This is a genomic window from Pseudomonas sp. 30_B, from assembly GCF_017491605.1.
In the GTDB taxonomy this organism is placed as follows: domain Bacteria; phylum Pseudomonadota; class Gammaproteobacteria; order Pseudomonadales; family Pseudomonadaceae; genus Pseudomonas.
In genome coordinates this window covers 138013-153895 of sequence record NZ_JAFGYY010000010.1, presented here as the reverse complement: position 1 = coordinate 153895, position 15883 = coordinate 138013, and the positions used below count along the sequence as shown (strand labels likewise).

General features: G+C 66.9%; 16 protein-coding genes. 12 read left to right on the top strand and 4 right to left on the bottom strand.

What is annotated here, in order from left to right:
• Positions 1-44 precede the first annotated feature (44 nt).
• On the top strand, positions 45-1007 hold the full coding sequence (locus J5M67_RS13425) for a GTP-binding protein (RefSeq protein ID WP_207885822.1): 963 nt from the start codon (positions 45-47) through the stop codon (positions 1005-1007).
• A gap of 148 nt (positions 1008-1155) precedes the next feature.
• Complete coding sequence (locus J5M67_RS13420) at positions 1156-2112, top strand: energy transducer TonB (RefSeq protein ID WP_243434660.1); 957 nt, start codon at positions 1156-1158, stop codon at positions 2110-2112.
• 150 nt (positions 2113-2262) lie between these two features.
• On the opposite strand, the gene J5M67_RS13415 is transcribed toward J5M67_RS13420, so the two are convergent.
• The 3 genes from J5M67_RS13415 to J5M67_RS13405 all read right to left on the bottom strand — a co-directional run bounded on the left by J5M67_RS13415 (position 2263) and on the right by J5M67_RS13405 (position 4405).
• Positions 2263-2769, bottom strand: a complete 507-nt coding sequence (locus J5M67_RS13415) for a nucleoside 2-deoxyribosyltransferase (protein ID WP_207885821.1) — start codon at positions 2767-2769, stop codon at positions 2263-2265.
• A 2-nt stretch (positions 2770-2771) separates the two neighbouring features.
• Positions 2772-3854: a calcium:proton antiporter gene (locus J5M67_RS13410; protein WP_207885820.1), complete on the bottom strand. Its 1083-nt coding sequence runs from the start codon at positions 3852-3854 to the stop codon at positions 2772-2774.
• A gap of 110 nt (positions 3855-3964) precedes the next feature.
• Positions 3965-4405 (bottom strand): DUF1090 domain-containing protein, encoded by a 441-nt coding sequence (locus tag J5M67_RS13405; protein WP_207885819.1) that lies wholly within the window; start codon positions 4403-4405, stop codon positions 3965-3967.
• Positions 4406-4624: 219 nt separating this feature from the next.
• Here J5M67_RS13405 and J5M67_RS13400 point away from each other — a divergent pair, with 219 nt between their 5' ends.
• Positions 4625-5575 carry an adenosine deaminase gene (locus J5M67_RS13400; RefSeq protein WP_207885818.1) on the top strand — a complete coding sequence of 317 codons (951 nt, stop codon included), beginning with the start codon at positions 4625-4627 and terminating at the stop codon, positions 5573-5575.
• 19 nt (positions 5576-5594) lie between these two features.
• Here the strand turns inward: J5M67_RS13400 and J5M67_RS13395 are convergent, their stop codons facing one another.
• Positions 5595-7256, bottom strand: a complete 1662-nt coding sequence (locus tag J5M67_RS13395) for a SulP family inorganic anion transporter (protein WP_207885817.1) — start codon at positions 7254-7256, stop codon at positions 5595-5597.
• A 570-nt stretch (positions 7257-7826) separates the two neighbouring features.
• Between J5M67_RS13395 and J5M67_RS13390 the strand changes: the two genes are divergently transcribed.
• The 9 genes from J5M67_RS13390 (at position 7827) to J5M67_RS13350 (ending at position 15771) form a co-directional block, all read left to right on the top strand.
• Entirely contained in the window at positions 7827-8219 is a 393-nt protein-coding gene (locus J5M67_RS13390; protein ID WP_368735929.1) for an SMR family transporter, read from the top strand.
• Positions 8213-8542, top strand: coding sequence for a multidrug/spermidine efflux SMR transporter subunit MdtI (mdtI, locus tag J5M67_RS13385; protein ID WP_207885815.1), 330 nt, complete (start codon positions 8213-8215; stop codon positions 8540-8542). The genes J5M67_RS13390 and mdtI overlap by 7 nt, the downstream gene beginning before the upstream one ends.
• A 209-nt stretch (positions 8543-8751) precedes the next feature.
• Positions 8752-9372 carry a CDP-alcohol phosphatidyltransferase family protein gene (locus tag J5M67_RS13380; protein WP_207885814.1) on the top strand — a complete coding sequence of 207 codons (621 nt, stop codon included), beginning with the start codon at positions 8752-8754 and terminating at the stop codon, positions 9370-9372.
• Between the two features lie 64 nt (positions 9373-9436).
• On the top strand, positions 9437-11194 hold the full coding sequence (locus tag J5M67_RS13375) for a bifunctional alpha/beta hydrolase/class I SAM-dependent methyltransferase (protein WP_207885813.1): 1758 nt from the start codon (positions 9437-9439) through the stop codon (positions 11192-11194).
• Positions 11194-12534: a phosphatase PAP2/dual specificity phosphatase family protein gene (locus J5M67_RS13370; RefSeq protein WP_207885812.1), complete on the top strand. Its 1341-nt coding sequence runs from the start codon at positions 11194-11196 to the stop codon at positions 12532-12534. Before J5M67_RS13375 ends, J5M67_RS13370 begins: the two co-directional genes overlap by 1 nt.
• A complete protein-coding gene (locus J5M67_RS13365) occupies positions 12524-12970 on the top strand; it encodes a hypothetical protein (protein WP_207885811.1) in 447 nt (148 codons plus the stop codon). The genes J5M67_RS13370 and J5M67_RS13365 overlap by 11 nt, the downstream gene beginning before the upstream one ends.
• A 14-nt stretch (positions 12971-12984) precedes the next feature.
• Positions 12985-13614 (top strand): 1-acyl-sn-glycerol-3-phosphate acyltransferase, encoded by a 630-nt coding sequence (locus tag J5M67_RS13360; protein ID WP_207885810.1) that lies wholly within the window; start codon positions 12985-12987, stop codon positions 13612-13614.
• 1 nt (position 13615) lies between these two features.
• Positions 13616-14545, top strand: a complete 930-nt coding sequence (locus J5M67_RS13355; protein WP_207885809.1) for a phosphatidate cytidylyltransferase — start codon at positions 13616-13618, stop codon at positions 14543-14545.
• Positions 14546-14775: 230 nt separating this feature from the next.
• On the top strand, positions 14776-15771 hold the full coding sequence (locus J5M67_RS13350) for an ATP-grasp domain-containing protein (RefSeq protein WP_207885808.1): 996 nt from the start codon (positions 14776-14778) through the stop codon (positions 15769-15771).
• Positions 15772-15883: the final 112 nt, after the last annotated feature.

Below are 15883 nucleotides of genomic sequence, written 5' to 3'. Positions count from 1 at the left end.
CTCTAGCGCTTTTCCCGGCGAGCGTCAGGCGGCACCATGGGCGAATGTTGAAGCAGATCCCGACTCATCTCATCGCCGGCCCCCTCGGGGCGGGCAAGACCAGCCTGCTGCGCGACCTGCTGGCCCAGCGTCCGGCCCACGAGCGCTGGGCGGTGCTGGTCAACGAATTCGGCCAGGTCGGCCTGGACGCCGCGCTGCTCAGCCGCGACGAGGACGGCGTCGCCCTCGGCGAGGTCGCCGGTGGCTGCCTGTGCTGTGTGAACGGCGCGCCCTTCCAGGTCGGCCTGGGCCGGCTGCTGCGCAAGGCCAGGCCGCAGCGGCTGTTCATCGAACCCTCCGGGCTCGGTCATCCCTCGCAGCTGCTGGCGCAACTGCGCGCCGCGCCCTGGCAGGGCGTGCTGGCGGTCCAGCCGCTGGTCATGGTGCTGGATGCCGCGGCGCTGGCGGCCGGCCAACCGCTGCCCGAGGCCCAGCAGAGTGCCTTGGCGCAGGCCGGGCTGTTGCTGCTGAACAAGAGCGAAGACTTCGACGACGCGGCCCGTGCCGTCCTCCTGGCCAGCCTGCCGGCGCTGCCGACGCGCTGGACCACCCAGGGCCGGCTGGCGCTCCCCGAGTTGCCTTCCACGCCCCTGACGGGGCCCGCGGCCGAATTGCCGACCCTGCCCAAGGGCGTGGAAGGCGCCGTGCTGCTGCGCCGCGACCAGCCCTTGCGGCAGGAGCGCATCGAGGAGGGGCGGCAGGCGATCGGCTGGCGCTTCCATCCCGACTGGCGCTTCCGCATCGGCGAACTGGATGGGTGGCTGGCCACGCTGCCTGGCTTGCTGAGGGCCAAGGCGGTCCTGCATGGCGAGACCGGATGGACGGCGTGCAACCGCACCGACCGGCCAGTGGCCTGGACGGAAAGCGCGTGGCGTCGCGATAGTCGAATCGAGTTGATCCTGGCCACGGAAATCGACACGCAGCTGCTTCAGGATGCGCTCCTGCGTTGTGCCATCGCGCCGGACTGACGGACTAGGTTGCCCTTGCGGGGCTGGTGAATGATAATAATTATCAGAAGATAGTGCTTCCTGAACTCTTTCCGCAGGAATTCTCATGTCCTTACCCCAACTGCGCGAAGCGGCGGATAGCGATCTTGCCGTGTCCGCCGAGGCCCCGATGTTTCCCGCCGCCACGGCGGAAGACAGTGCCGTGCTGCCCAGCGTGAACGCCCAGCGCGTCAACGAGGCCAACCTGCGCCTGGTCAGTTGCGAGGGGGAGCGCCGGGATGCGGAAGTGATCCCCGAAGAAGTACTGATTCCCTACGCCGTTCCCGTGGAAGGCGTGGAGGAGGGCGAAGAGCCGCCGCTCCGTGGTGGCTGGTGGAAGCCCTCGGGCCTGGCGATCGGCATGCATGCCGCGATAGTCGCCGCGCTGTTCTGGGTCGTGCCTACGCCGGCGGAGCTGAACCTGGGCCAGGGCGAGCTGCCCAAGGCGATGCAGGTCAGCATCGTCACCCTGCCGCCCAAGCCCGAACCGGTGCAGCAGCCGCCTGCCGCCGCGCCGGTTCCGACGCCGCCTGAACCGCCCAAGCCGGTCGAGCCGCCCAAGCCGGTGGAAAAGCCCAAGCCGAAACCCAAGCCGGTGGAAAAGGCCATTCCCAAGGTCGCGCCCAAGCCCAAGCCGAAACCCAAGCCCGAGCCTGAGGCGGAATCGGCGCCGGAAACCACCGCGCCGCCGACCCCGGCCGCCCCACCGCCGCCCGCCGCACCGACCGTTGGCCAGTCCACCCCGGGCGCGCAGTCGGCGCCGACCGGCTCCCAGGGCCCCGCCGGCCTGCCGACCGGCAGCCTCAACGACAGCGACATCAAGCCGCTGCGCATGGACCCGCCGGTCTATCCGCGGATTGCCCAGGCGAAGCAGATCCAGGGACACGTGAAAGTGCTCTTCACCATCACCAGCGATGGTCGGATCACCGACATCCAGTTCCTCGAATCGACCCCGCCGCGCGTCTTCGAGCGCAGCGTGCGCGACGCCATGGAGAAGTGGCGTTTCGAGCCCCGCACGCTGGGCGGACGGATCGTGGCGCGCCAGGCGACCAAGGTGTTCAACTTCGAGTTGAAGAAGGCTCGCTGAGGTGTTTCCGCACTCAACAAAAAACGCGCCCAGGGGCGCGTTTTTTGTTGCCACGATTCGCCCCGCATGGCTCTTCGTAGGAGCGAGCTTGCTCGCGAACAGGATTAGTCGGCTCGATTGAAGTCGGGCGGTTCGCGAGCAAGCTCGCTCCTACAAGGGCAGCAGCTCCGCACGCAACAACTCCAGCGCCTCCCGTGCGCCCCCAACGGCGACTTGCGCCGGCACGCCAAGCATCAGGTTCAGCGGCAGGCCGAAGGCTTCCACCTGGTTGCCCTCGCGGTCGCGGTCCGGCTCATCGCCCCTCCACTCGCACGGCAGGCGTTCGGCGCAACTGCCGCCCTCCTGGATGTAGCCATACAGCGGCTTGCCTAGGGCGGCGGCGTAGCCCAGTTCGAAGGCCGTGCCGCTGTCCGGCTCGGCGCCACGGAAGGGGTTGAGGTTGGCGACCACCGCGTCGGCTTCGGCGATCAGCGCGAGGTTCGCCTGGTAGATCCACAGCGCCTGCTCCCGCGGCTGGTCAATCCCCTCGGGCACCGAGTGATCCAGCGGATACAGCCCCTGCACGCCGAACTCGGCGCACAGGGCCTTGAGCCGTTCGCCCTGCTCGAAGGCATCGGGGCGGAACACGTCGGGGCCGGCGAGGTAGATCTTGAGCATGGTCAGAGTCCCATCAGCGACAACATCAGGAAGGTGGCGAACAGCACGAAGTGGGTCATGCCTTCGATGGCGTTGGTCTTGCCGTCATGCAGGTTGAAGCCGGCCACCATCAGGGTGATGAACATCATGCCGGTCTGCAGCGGGGTCATCGCCATCTGGATCGGCTGGCCCTTGAACAGCGCCAGGGCCTCGATCACCGGGACGGTGAGGATCACGGTGGACAGCGAGGCGCCCAGGGCGATGTTGACCACCGGCTGCATGCGGTTGGCCAGGGCGGCGCGCAAAGCGGTGAGGATTTCCGGGCTGGCGGAGATCGCCGCCACCAGCAGCGCCGGAACGATAGGCGGCACGCCGCTGCCTTGCAGGCTGACGTCCAGGGCCTTGGACATCACCTCGGCCAGCGCGCCGATCAGCACCACGCCGACCACCAGCAGTCCCATGGACTGCTTGCTGCTGCCCGCTGCCTCGTGGTCTTCGCCGTGCTCGCCGTGGGCCGCGTAGTTGTAGCTGAAGAAGTAGCTGTGCTGGCCGGTCTGCATGCGCAGGAACAGCGCATAGAGCATGACCATGCAGCCGATGGTGAAGAAGGAGTAGAGCTTCCACTGCTCTGCCGGGATCAGCTCCGGCACCACCATGGAGATTCCCACGGCGGTGAGGATCATGGTCACGTAGGTCTTGCCCGAGTCGTCGTTGTACGACTGCTCGCCGTGCTTGAGGCCACCCAGCAGCGCGGCGAGGCCGAGGATGCCGTTCATGTCCAGCATCACCGCGGCGTAGATGGTGTCGCGGGCCAGGGTCGGCGAATGGTTGTGGCCCATCATGATCGCCAGGATCACCACCTCCACCAGCACCGCCGCCAGGGTCAGGATCATGGTGCCGTAGGGCTCGCCGACCTTCTCCGCGAGGATTTCGGCGTGGTGTGCCACCCGCAGCGAGACGCCGATGATCACGGCCAGCAGGGCCGTGGCGGTGATCCCGGCGAGCAGCTTGCCGCCGCCCAGCAGTCCATGTTCCAGCGGGTACACCGCGATCGCCACCAGCAGGGCGAGGAGGAGGAATTTTTCGTCTTTGAGCGCGCGTAGCATCGAGGGCTATCCATTTCCGGTAAAAGCGAGTGCGCCATCTTAGGCAATGCCCGGAAGGCGCACCAGCCGCAGACAGCCCCTCTCGAAGGGCGTGCGCAGCCCTCGGGTCGTCAGCGTTCGGCAGTCAGCTCAGCTTGTACCTTGCGCAGTTGCTTCGTGATTTCGGTCACCTCTGCCTGCTTTTCCTGCAGCTTGTTCTGGGCCTTGGCGATTTTCCCGGGGTCGCCTTTGGCTTGGGCCTCGCGCAGGTCTGCCTGGGCCTCTCGCACGTCCTGCTGTTTGTCGCTGAGCTTGCTCTGGAGCTTTGCCACTTTCTGCTCCGGGGTCTTGCTCAACTGGGCGGAGCTGTTCTGATCGACGCAGTGGGCATTCGTTTCGCTCAGCGCCCTTTTCAGGCCGGCTATGCGGTGGGAATTGCCGTACTGCTGCGCTTTCTGGAGTTGGTACTCGAGCGCGGCACGCTTGTGCGCGCAATCCGCGGAGGCATGGGTGGTGAATCCTGCCGTCAGGGCGAATACGAGAGGAAGCACAGAAGATTTCAGCTTTTTCATAGTGGAAATCCTAGATAAAGTTTCACAAGACAGTAAAATTTTCTGTCATGGCTCAATATAGGACTTCCGTTCCATCCTCCGGTACCGCTCGAAGCCCAAGTTGCCACCGGAAACCATCTCGATACTTGTAGGCTTATTCGCGGGGCACTCGACAATCGCCCTGCGTCCTTGGTGGGCCGTGCGATAATTTCCCCGACCGCCTGATAACGAGACCTCATCATGTACGACTGGCTCAATGCCCTGCCCAAGGCCGAACTGCACCTGCACCTGGAGGGTTCGCTGGAGCCCGAGCTGCTCTTCGCCCTGGCCGAGCGCAACAAGATCGTCCTGCCCTGGGGCGACGTCGAGAGCCTGCGCAAGGCCTATGCCTTCAACAACCTGCAGGAATTCCTCGACCTCTATTACGCTGGCGCCGACGTGCTGCGCACCGAGCAGGACTTCTACGACCTGACCTGGGCCTACCTGCAGAAGTGCAAGGCGCAGAACGTCATCCACGTCGAACCCTTCTTCGATCCGCAGACCCACACCGACCGCGGCATCCCCTTCGAAGTGGTGCTGCGTGGCATCCAGGGCGCGCTCAAGGACGGCGAGAAGCAGCTGGGCATCCGCCACGGGTTGATCCTGAGTTTCCTGCGCCACCTGTCCGAGGAGGAGGCGTTCAAGACCCTGGAACAGGCCCTGCCGTTCCGCGACGCCTTCATCGCCGTCGGCCTGGACAGCTCCGAAGTGGGCCATCCGCCGAGCAAGTTCCAGCGCGTGTTCGACCGCGCCCGCGCCGAAGGCTTCCTCACCGTGGCCCATGCGGGCGAAGAGGGTCCGCCGGAATACATCTGGGAAGCCCTGGACCTGCTCAAGATCGAGCGCATCGACCACGGCGTGCGCGCCATCGAGGACGAGCGGCTGATGCAGCGCATCATCGACGAGCAGATCCCGCTGACCGTCTGCCCGCTGTCCAACACCAAGCTCTGCGTGTTCGACCACATGCGCGAGCACAACATCCTCGACATGCTCGAACGCGGGGTGAAGGTGACGGTGAACTCGGACGACCCGGCCTACTTCGGCGGCTACGTCACCGAGAACTTCCAGGCGCTGCACGAGCACCTGGGCATGACCCAGGAGCAGGCGCAGCGGCTGGCGCAGAACAGCCTGGATGCGCGGCTGGTGAAATGACGCGTGGCGCCCTCCCCCTTCAGGGGAGGGCGATGGTATCGGCCGCCGCCGTCGAGGCCGTCAGCGCGGCGGGGAAGTCCGGGTGATAGATGGCCGCCCTCGGCGCATCGAGTATCCCGGTCTTGCGCAGCTTGCCCAGCACCCGTGCGTTGGCCTCGCACAGGCGCACCTCGATGCCGCGCCGCTGGAGGTCCTCGATCACTTCCTGCAGCGTCTGCAGGCCGGTGATGTCCATGAAGGGCACGCGGCGCAGGCGGATGATCAGCACCTTCGGGTCGGTGTGGGTGGTGACCAGGGCACGCTCGAAGGTCTCCACCGCGCCAAAGAACAGCGGTCCCTCGATGCTGTACACCAGCACCCCTGGCGGCAGTTCGGCCAGGCCGCGGCCGCGCAGCTCCACCTCCAGCTCCGGACCTTCGTTGGCGTGCACTTCCACCGACGATGCCATGCGCCGCATGAAGTGCAGCATGGCGAGGATCACGCCGATGTTCACCGCGATCACCAGGTCGCTGAACACCGTGAGCAGGAAGGTGATCAGCAGGATCGCCACGTCGGCCCGCGGCGCGCGCTTGACCATGAACACGAAGTGCCGCATTTCGCTCATGTTCCAGGCGACCACGAAGAGGATCGCCGCCAGCGCGCAGAGCGGGATGTTCGAGGCCAGCGGGGCGAGGAACAGCAGGATCAGCACCAGGGTCGCGGCGTGGGTGACGCCGGCCAGCGGACTATTGCCGCCGTTGCGGATGTTGGTGGCGGTGCGGGCGATGGCGCCGGTGGCGGCGAAGCCACCGAACAGAGGGGTGACCAGGTTGGCGATGCCCTGGCCGATCAGCTCCTGGTTGGAATCGTGGCGGGTGCCGGCCATGCCGTCGGCGACCACCGCCGAAAGCAGCGACTCGATGGCGCCGAGCATGGCGATGGCGAAGGCCGGGCCGATCAGTTCCAGCACGCGCGGCAGGGTCACCTCCGGCAGGCTGAAGCTCGGCAGACCCTGGGGAATGCCGCCGAAGGCGCTACCGATGGTGGCCACGCCGTCGAAGTGGAACAGCGACTGGATGGCCGTCACCACCACCATCGCCACCAGCGGGCCGGGCACCCGCTGCAGCGCCTTGACGCGCGGCGTGAAGAGCACCAGTGCCAGGCTCAGCAGCGCCAGCAGGGTGGTCGCGATGTGCAGTTGCGGCAGCGCCTGCAGCAGGTGCCAGAGCTTCTGGTGGAAGTGTTCGCCGCTGACGGCGGGCAGGCCGAAGAAGTCCTTCCACTGGCCGACCCAGATGATCACTCCGATGCCGGCGGTGAAGCCGACGATCACCGGCGCCGGGATGAAGCGGATGATCACGCCCAGGCGGCTCATGCCCAGCAGCACGAGGATGGCGCCGGCCATCAGCGTGGCGATCTGCAGGCCGTCGACGCCGTACTTGGCGGTGATCCCGGCGAGGATGACGATGAAGGCGCCGGTGGGCCCGGCGATCTGCACCCGGCTGCCGCCCAGCACAGAGACCAGCGCGCCGGCCAGGATCGCCGTATAGATGCCCTGTTCCGGCTTCACCCCGCTGGCGATGGCGAAAGCCATGGCCAGCGGCAGTGCCACCACCCCGACTATCACCCCGGCCACCAGATTGCGTGTCCAGTGCTCACGGCCGAACAGGCCGGCCTTCCAGGCGTCTCGCAGAGCGATCATCGCAGTCTCCGACGGTGTACTGGCTGTGGATACTAACAGGGCGGCGGATGGCCGGGCGCTGGCGCAGGTCACGGCCGCGGCGTGCTGTCGCAGGTTGAACGGTGTGAACAAAATATTGCACAACCCTGATGGCGCCTGCTGTCCGGCGTGCTCTTCAGGCGCCTATATATGGGCGTTCATACCCATGATCGACGGCGTCGATTTGCCTGATGACCCGAAAATCGGCATAATGTGTTCATTATGTTGAACATCAAGGCTCTACCTCTCCCCACTTCCCGCCTGGTTTCGCGCGAGCGTTACTGGACCGGCGACCTCTAGCCCCTCCCTTCGGTAGCCACCTGAGCGTGGCGCCAAGCGCGGCGGAACCTCCGTCGCCCGAGTCGGCGCCACCGAACCCGAACCGAAAACCGCCGCAAGGATGCTTTCAGAGCCTTTTTACGATCCAGCGAGCTAGAGCTGGAGTAGGCGGAAAGTAGCCGAAGAGCGGAGTTTGCGACTGCAAATGAGCATCTGAGGGTAGTTTCCAACGCCCTCCAGCCGACGCGCAGCAGATCGTAAACAGGCTCTTAGATTGCGCGCGGCCGCCCATGGAGGGCTTGTACCATGCGTTCCTGGATCTATCTGTTTGCCGCCATCGGCTTTGAAGTCGTTGGCACCACTTCGATGAAACTGACCCATGCGCTGTACCCGGTCGCGGGTCTGCTGCTGATGTACCTGATGGTCGGCCTGTCGTACTTCTTCCTGTCCCTGGCCATCAAGCATGTGCCGGTGGGCGTGGCCTACGCCCTGTGGGAAGGCATCGGCATCGTGCTGATCTCCCTGGTCAGCGCCGCCTGGCTGGGCGAGGACCTGACCCTGGAGAAGGCTCTTGGCCTGGTCGTGATGATCGCCGGCATCCTGCTGGTGAAATCCGGCACCCGCAAGAACGAGCGTGAGACCGACATGGAGGCCGTAGCATGCTGAACCATGACCTGATTCCGATGGCCTGGCTGGGCCTGGCCATCGTCCTGGAAGTGATCGCCAACCTGCTGCTGAAGTATTCCGACGGCTTCCGCAAACGCCTCCTCGGCGTCACCTCGATTCTCTTCGTACTGGGTGCCTTCACCGCGTTGTCCCAGGCGGTCCGTGGCATCGAACTGTCGGTGGCCTATGCGGTGTGGGGCGGCTTCGGCATCCTCGCCACCGTGGCCATGGGCTGGGCCCTGTTCGGCCAGCGCCTGTCCTGGCGCGGCTGGCTGGGCCTGGCGATGCTGATCCTGGGCATGGGCCTGCTGAAGCTGGCCTGATCACCCTGCATCGGCCAGAAGGCGGAGTCTCCGAAAGGGGCTCCGCCTTTTTCATGGGCGCTGCCTGTCGGCGGTTTGTGCCTCGGCATACGGTATCGTTCATCTATTGTGTTGAGACGCTTCCTACAGCTCTGCTTCCACCGTGAGGCTATGCTCGATGGGTCCACAGGGCTGTGGATTGTTCGTTCCGATCGATGAGAAGGACCTTCATGATCTCCGTCTACCAACTCAAGTCGCGCTTCCAGAACCTCCTGCGTCCCCAGGTGACGCGCCTGCACCAGCGTGGCGTGACCGCCAACCAGGTGACGCTCGCCGCGTGCGGCGCCTCGCTGCTGGTCGCGCTGGTCGTCGCGCTGCTCAGTGCCCATCTCTGGATTTTTCTGCTGATTCCACTGTGGATGTTCGTGCGCATGGCGCTCAACGCCATGGACGGGATGCTCGCCCGCGAGTTCGGCCAGCAGTCGAAGCTCGGCGCCTACCTCAACGAACTCACCGACGTGATCGCCGACAGCGCCCTGTACCTGCCGTTCGCCCTGCTGCCGGGCGTCGCGCCGGGGCTGGTGGTGTTGGTCGTGCTGCTGGCGATCATCAGCGAGTACGCTGGCGTGCTGGGCGTGATGATCGGCGCCTCGCGCCGCTATGACGGCCCGATGGGCAAGAGCGACCGCGCGCTGTGCTTCGGCATTTTCGGCGCGGGGCTGGCGACGGGAATCCTGCCGCTGGGCTGGCTGAACGACCTGCTGGTGGTGGTGGCGGTGCTGCTGCTGCTGACCATCGTCAATCGCGTGCGCCATGGCCTCTCCGAGCAGCGGGAGAAGTCCGCCGCCTGAGTACGCACCAAGACCTGAACGGCGGGGACGGGATCGTCCCCCAAGCCATCGAACAGAGGAAGTTATGCGCGAATCTTCGAATCACCACTTCGTGACCCACGACGGCGTCGAACTGTTCTACCGCCACTGGCCGGCGCTATCCGCCGCAGAGGAACCGCGCCGGGCGGTGCTGCTGTTCCATCGCGGCCACGAGCACTCCGGACGCATCGCCCACCTGGCTGACGAGCTGGACATGCCCGGCTTCGACATCTTCGCCTGGGATGCCCGTGGCCACGGCCAGTCCCCCGGCGCGCGCGGCGACAGCCCGAGCTTCGGCACCAGCGTTCGCGACGTGCAGACCTTCGTCGAGCACATCGCCGCCACTCATGGCATCGCCGTCAGCGACATGGCGGTGGTGGCGCAGAGCGTCGGCGCGGTGCTGGTTTCCACCTGGGTGCATGACTACGCGCCACCGATCCGCAGCCTTGTGCTCGCCTCGCCGGCCTTCAAGGTCAAGCTCTACGTGCCTTTCGCCCGACCTGGGCTGAAGCTGGCCCGCTGGTGGCGCGGCAATTTCTTCGTCAACAGCTACGTCAAATCCAACTTCCTCACCCACGACCCGGAGCGCATCGCCTCCTTCGACAGCGACCCGCTGATCGCCCGCGCCATTTCGGTGAACGTGCTGCTCGGCCTCTACGCCGCTGCCGAGCGCGTGGTGGCCGATGCCCAGGCGATCCAGGTGCCGACCCAGCTGCTCATCTCCGGTTCCGACGTCGTGGTGCACCGCAAGCCGCAGCAGCGCTTCTTCGACAACCTCGGCACGGCGCGCAAGGAGTTGCACGTCCTGCCCGGCTTCTTCCACGACACCCTCGGCGAGCTGCACCGCGAGCAGGCGGTGAGCCGCGCCCGGCGCTTCATGCTCGAATGCTTTGTCCGGGCGCCGGAGCGCCCCGACCTGCGCGCTGCCGATCGCTTCGGCTACACCTGCGCCGAAGCCGAGGCGCTGGCCACGCCGCTGCCGGCCTGGTCGATCCGCGACCTCTTCTGGCGCGCGACGCGGGCCAACATGCGCCTGGGCCGCCTGCTCTCGGACGGCATCAACCTGGGCTTCCAGACCGGTTTCGATTCCGGCAGCACCCTGGATTACGTCTACCGCAACCAGCCCGCCGGCGCCGGGCCGGTGGGCCGGATGATCGACCGCACTTACCTGGAATCCGCCGGCTGGCGCGGCATCCGCCAGCGCAAGGTGAACATCGAGGAGCTGTTGCGCCAGGCCATGGCCAGCCTGCGCGAGCAGGGCCGTGAAGTGCGCATCCTCGACATCGCCGCCGGGCACGGCCGTTACATCCTCGAAGCGTTGCAGGGCGTCGAGCCGCTGCCGGAGAGCGTGCTGCTGCGCGACTACAGCGAACTGAACGTGCGTGAAGGCTCAGCGCTGATCGAGCGCCTTGGCCTCAAGGAGCGCGCCCGCTTCGTCCAGGGCGATGCCTTCGACGGCGCGGACCTCGCCACCGTCGAACCGAAACCGACGCTGGCGGTGGTCTCCGGCCTCTATGAGCTGTTCGCCGACAACGCCATGGTCAGCGGCTCTTTGGGCGGCCTGGGCGAGGCGGTCGAGGAAGGCGGCTACCTGATCTACACCGGCCAACCCTGGCACCCGCAACTGGAACTGATCGCCCGCGCCCTGACCAGCCACCGTGCCGGCCAGGCCTGGGTGATGCGCCGGCGCACGCAGCTGGAGATGGACCAACTGGTGGAGGCCGCCGGCTTCCGCAAGCTGGCCCAGCGTATCGACGAGGACGGCATCTTCACCGTGTCCCTGGCTCGCCGGGAGCGCGGCTGATGGCGCCGCGCGAGCCCGGCGTGCTGCGCCGGGCGGTGATCTGGCTGGTGTTCCTCGGGCCGTTCTTTTTCCTGAGCTACGGCTTTGCCAACTGGACGGCGGCGCAGCGCGAGTCGGTCGGCGTGCTGGCGTTCGACTGGGAACGCGGCATGCCGCTGTGGCCCTGGACGATCATCCCGTACTGGTCCATCGACCTGCTCTACGGCTTGTCCTTCCTGCTGCCGCGCACGCGCCGCGAGCTGGACGGTCACGCCCTGCGCCTGCTCAGCGCCCAGGTGATCGCGGTGAGCTGCTTCCTGCTCTTCCCGCTGCGCTTCAGCTTCGAGCGGCCGGCGCTGGACGGCCTGTTCGGCTGGCTGTTCGACCTGCTGATGGGCTTCGACAAGCCGTTCAACCAGGCGCCTTCGCTGCACATCGCGCTGCTGGTGATTCTCTGGGTCGCCTACGGGCGCTACGCCAGTGGGCTGTGGCGCTGGCTGCTGCACGGCTGGTTCGCGCTGATCGGCCTGTCGGTGCTGACCACCTGGCAGCACCATTTCATCGACGTGCCGACCGGCGCGCTGGCCGGCTTCCTGTGCGTCTGGCTGTGGCCGCGCGAAGGGCGCTCGCCCGTCGCCGCCTGGGCCCTGAGCGGCGATCCGCGCCGGCTGCGGCTGGCGGCGTCCTACGCCATCGGATCGGCCGTGTGCGCGACGCTGGCGCTGGTCGGCGGTGGTGGGTGGCTGTGGTTGTTCTGGCCGGCGGTGTCGCTGGCGCTGGTTGCGCTCTGTTACCTGGGCATCGGCGCGGAGGGCTTCCAGAAGCGTGCGGACGGTGGGCAGTCGCTGGCGGTGTCCTGGCTGCTGGCGCCCTATCTGCTCGGCGCCTGGATCAATTCCCGCGCCTGGACGCGCCGCCATCCGCAGCCGGACGAAGTGCTGCCTGGCCTCTGGCTGGGCCGCTTGCCTGGCGCTGCCGATCTTGAAGCAAGGCCCGACCTCGCCGTGCTGGATCTGTGCGCCGAGTTGCCCTGCATGGCACGGGCTCGCCGTTACGCATGCCTGCCGCTGCTCGACCTGGTGGCGCCCAGCGTCGAGCAGTGCCGGCGTGGCGCCGCGCTGATCGACGAGTTGCGTGCCTCCGGGCCGCTGCTGGTCTGTTGCGCCCTGGGCTATTCGCGCAGCGCCACGCTGGTCGCGGCGTGGCTGCTGGTTTCCGGCCATGCCCGCTCGGTCGAGGAAGCCGTGGTGCAGCTTCGGCGTGCACGACCGCAGGTGGTGCTCAAGGTCGAACAACGGGCGGTGCTGGCGCAGATCGCCGGCCAGCCGAGCCTGTCGCAGGAGGTGATCCATGTCGGTTGATCCGGGCCTGACCCTCGTCGCCAGCCTGTTGCGCCGTGGCAGCAGCCTCAATGGCCTGTCCTCCGCGCTGACCGTGCTGGCCCTGGCGCTCGGCTTCTATGGCGTGCTGATGGCCAGCGCCACGCTGGCATTCAGCCTGAGCATGGCGTTGCTGGTGCTGCTGGGCCTGGTGCAGAAGTTCTACGCCATGCGTGTGGCGCTGGATGCCGATCTGTTCGAGGCCATGGCCAACGCCGGCGATGCGCTGCCGGAGAAGACCCGGCAGCTGGACGACGCGCTGGCCATCTACGCCGGAGTACCGGCGGACAAGGCCGGCCGTCCCTGGAGCGAGCGCAGTCGAGGCGCGCTCGCGCTGTTGCGCAGGCAGGTTCTGCTCTGCGCGGTGCAGTGGCTCGTCGCGCTGCTGTGCCTGATCACCCTGACCTTCCAATCCTGAGGAACGTACCCGGAATGCTGGAACGACTCTTCGCCTACGCCATCATCGCCGGTGCCCGCGCGGTGACCGGCCTGCGCAGCCTGTGGCTGGGCACCACGCCCATTCCCGCGCAGCGCATCTACTACGCCAACCACAGCAGCCACGGCGATTTCGTCCTGCTCTGGGCCTCGTTGCCGCCCGAGCTGCGCGCCCGCACGCGGCCGGTGGCGGGCATGGACTACTGGGGCAAGGGCGGCCTGCGCGGCTTCATCATCAACCGCGTGTTCCACGGCGTGCTGATCGACCGCCAGGGCAGTGCGGAGGGCCGCAATCCGCTGGAGCCGGTGGAGCAGGCGCTGGCCGACGGCGACTCGCTGATCCTGTTCCCCGAGGGCACGCGCAACCTCGACGAGGAAGTGCGCCTGCTGCCGTTCAAGAGCGGTATCTACCACCTGTCGAGGAAGCATCCGCAGGTGGAGCTGGTGCCCGTATGGCTGGACAACCTCAACCGCGTGATGCCCAAGGGCCGCGCGCTGCCGCTGCCGCTGCTGTGCACCCTGAGCTTCGGTGCGCCGCTGACGGTAGAGGAGGGCGAGGGCAAGGAAGCCTTCCTCGAACGAGCCCGCGAGGCGCTGCTCAAGCTCGCCGCGCCGGAGGGCCATTGAGATGAACCAGACCTGGCTGCTCTTCGGTGGCATCGGTGCCATCCTCGTCCTCGCCTCGCTGGTCGGCGCGGTGCTGCGCTGGAAGGCGCCGCCCGGACCGAACGCGGTAATCGACAACCTCAACGCGCGGATCAACGCCTGGTGGGTGATGGTCGCGGTGATCGGCGGCGCCTTCGCGCTGGGCCAGTGGGCGGTGATCCTGCTGTTCTACGGCGTGTCCTTCTACGCCCTGCGCGAGTTCCTCACGCTGATGCCGACCCGGCGCAGCGACTACCCGGCGCTGGTGGCGGCCTTCTACTTCGTGCTGCCGATGCAGTACCTGCTGATCGGCATAAAGTGGTATGGGCTGTTCTCCATCTTCATCCCGGTCTACATGTTCCTGCTGCTGCCGATCCTCGCTTCGCTGGGCGGCGACTCCAAGCATTTCCTCGAACGCGCCTCGAAGGTGCAGTGGGGGCTGATGCTGGCGGTGTTCTGCATCTCCTTCGTGCCGGCGTTGCTGACCCTGGACATCGCCGGCTACGAGGGGCGCAACCTGCTGCTGATCGCCTTCCTGGTGATTGTCGTGCAGCTTTCTGACGTGCTGCAGTACGTCTGCGGCAAGCTCTTCGGCAAGCGCAGGATCGCGCCGAACCTGTCGCCGTCCAAGACCGTGGAAGGCTTCGTCGGCGGTGTGGCGCTGGCCACCCTGATCGGCGGGTCGCTGTGGTGGATCACCCCCTTCAAGCCCTGGCAGGCGCTGCTGATCGCGCTGATGATCAACATCCTCGGCTTCTTCGGCGGGCTGGTGATGTCGGCGATCAAGCGCGACCGTGGGGTCAAGGACTGGGGCCACATGATCGAAGGCCACGGCGGCATGCTCGACCGCCTGGACTCGGTGTGCTTCGCCGCGCCGGTGTTCTTCCACTTCGTGCGCTATTGGTGGACCTGACGAGCGGCGGGCCAGAGACGGCGAGGCCCGGGCCGGTTTTTCCGCCCTGGCCGGGGCCCGCGCCTTCCGGCCGGCCGGTTCGCGGCTACGCTTGAGTTTGCCGCTGGTCGATTCTTGTACGGCCAGCGGGGCGCCAGGGGGCAGCAGCACGATTGCGTACTAGGCCGTCAGGCAATGGGAACTCACTTTCCGGTTGAGCTGTTCCGGCGTGTTGCCAGCGGGGTTTGTGCATGAGCACGCTATTTGGCGGCATTTCCTCCCCCACCTGCCTGATCACCGCCACCGGCGCGTTCTGCGCCGAGGCGGTGATCGATTCACTGCGCCGCCATTCCAATGCGCGGCTGCTGGGCACCAACTACCGGCCGCCGGAGTGGTGCGCCACCTCGGCCTTGCTGGATGCCGCGTTCCAGGTGCCGCCCGCGCGGGAGGTGGACGCCTATGTCCGCCGCATACTGGAGATCTGCGATGCCGAGCGGGTGACCCACGTCCTGCCGATGATCGATCCCGAGGTCGATGCCTTCGCGCTGCACCATGAAGCCTTCGCCGCCCGCGGCATCACCCTGTGCATGCCGCCGCTGGAGAGCATCCGCGTCGCCCGCGACAAGTGGCTGGTCCACCAGGCGTTCCAGGACGTCCCGGGCATACGCACCATTCCCACCTGGCGCCTGCGGGACGTGCCGGTGCCGGGCCTGGAGCTGCCGCTGATCGCCAAGCCCTGCGACGGCCGCAACTGCGAGGGGCTGGTGCGTATCCAGGACCCGGACTACCTGCGCTACATCCAGGACAAGTGCCGGGATCGCGACTACATCGTGCAGCCGCTGCTGCCCGGCGAGGTGTGCGTCGTCGACGTGGTGCGGCAGGCCGGCACGGGGCAGTGGGCAGGCATGGCCCGGCAGGAGCTGATTCGCACGCCCACCGGCGCCGGCCTGACCGTACAGATGCTGCCCGATGCGTCGCTGGTCGAGGCGGCGGGCCGGGTTGCCGAAGTGCTGGGGGTGAATGGCTGCATCAACATGGAATTCCTCGTCCATGACGGCGAGGCGCTGCTGATGGACGTCAACCCGAGGTTCTCCGGTGGCATTGCCTTCAGCTACCTGTCCGGCTACGACATGGTGCTCAACCACTTCCGCTGCTTCTCGGGGGGCGAGCTGGATGCGCCGGTGATGCCGGCGCCGGCCATCCATGCGCGGCATTACGTGGAGGTCACCACCGTCAGCGGGACGTGAAGCAGCGCTTTGCATTGGGGTGGATACCCCACCCGCACGGCTCCATCACCTTCCATCGCTCCGCACGCCGCTGCACCGATGCAACGGTTACTCTGCCCGTTGCGCTGCGCGA

Excerpts from the sequence above, each read along its gene's own strand:
- J5M67_RS13350 (WP_207885808.1), top strand. The coding sequence starts at position 14,776 with ATGAGCACGCTATTTGGCGGCATTTCCTCCCCCACCTGCCTGATCACC.
- J5M67_RS13420 (WP_243434660.1), top strand. The coding sequence starts at position 1,156 with ATGTTTCCCGCCGCCACGGCGGAAGACAGTGCCGTGCTGCCCAGCGTG.
- J5M67_RS13415 (WP_207885821.1), bottom strand. The coding sequence starts at position 2,769 with ATGCTCAAGATCTACCTCGCCGGCCCCGACGTGTTCCGCCCCGATGCC.
- J5M67_RS13365 (WP_207885811.1), top strand. The coding sequence starts at position 12,524 with ATGTCGGTTGATCCGGGCCTGACCCTCGTCGCCAGCCTGTTGCGCCGT.
- J5M67_RS13355 (WP_207885809.1), top strand. The coding sequence starts at position 13,616 with ATGAACCAGACCTGGCTGCTCTTCGGTGGCATCGGTGCCATCCTCGTC.
- mdtI (WP_207885815.1), top strand. The coding sequence starts at position 8,213 with ATGCTGAACCATGACCTGATTCCGATGGCCTGGCTGGGCCTGGCCATC.
- J5M67_RS13370 (WP_207885812.1), top strand. The coding sequence starts at position 11,194 with ATGGCGCCGCGCGAGCCCGGCGTGCTGCGCCGGGCGGTGATCTGGCTG.
- J5M67_RS13405 (WP_207885819.1), bottom strand. The coding sequence starts at position 4,405 with ATGAAAAAGCTGAAATCTTCTGTGCTTCCTCTCGTATTCGCCCTGACG.
- J5M67_RS13380 (WP_207885814.1), top strand. The coding sequence starts at position 8,752 with ATGATCTCCGTCTACCAACTCAAGTCGCGCTTCCAGAACCTCCTGCGT.
- J5M67_RS13425 (WP_207885822.1), top strand. The coding sequence starts at position 45 with ATGTTGAAGCAGATCCCGACTCATCTCATCGCCGGCCCCCTCGGGGCG.
- J5M67_RS13410 (WP_207885820.1), bottom strand. The coding sequence starts at position 3,854 with ATGCTACGCGCGCTCAAAGACGAAAAATTCCTCCTCCTCGCCCTGCTG.
- J5M67_RS13360 (WP_207885810.1), top strand. The coding sequence starts at position 12,985 with ATGCTGGAACGACTCTTCGCCTACGCCATCATCGCCGGTGCCCGCGCG.
- J5M67_RS13400 (WP_207885818.1), top strand. The coding sequence starts at position 4,625 with ATGTACGACTGGCTCAATGCCCTGCCCAAGGCCGAACTGCACCTGCAC.
- J5M67_RS13375 (WP_207885813.1), top strand. The coding sequence starts at position 9,437 with ATGCGCGAATCTTCGAATCACCACTTCGTGACCCACGACGGCGTCGAA.
- J5M67_RS13395 (WP_207885817.1), bottom strand. The coding sequence starts at position 7,256 with ATGATCGCTCTGCGAGACGCCTGGAAGGCCGGCCTGTTCGGCCGTGAG.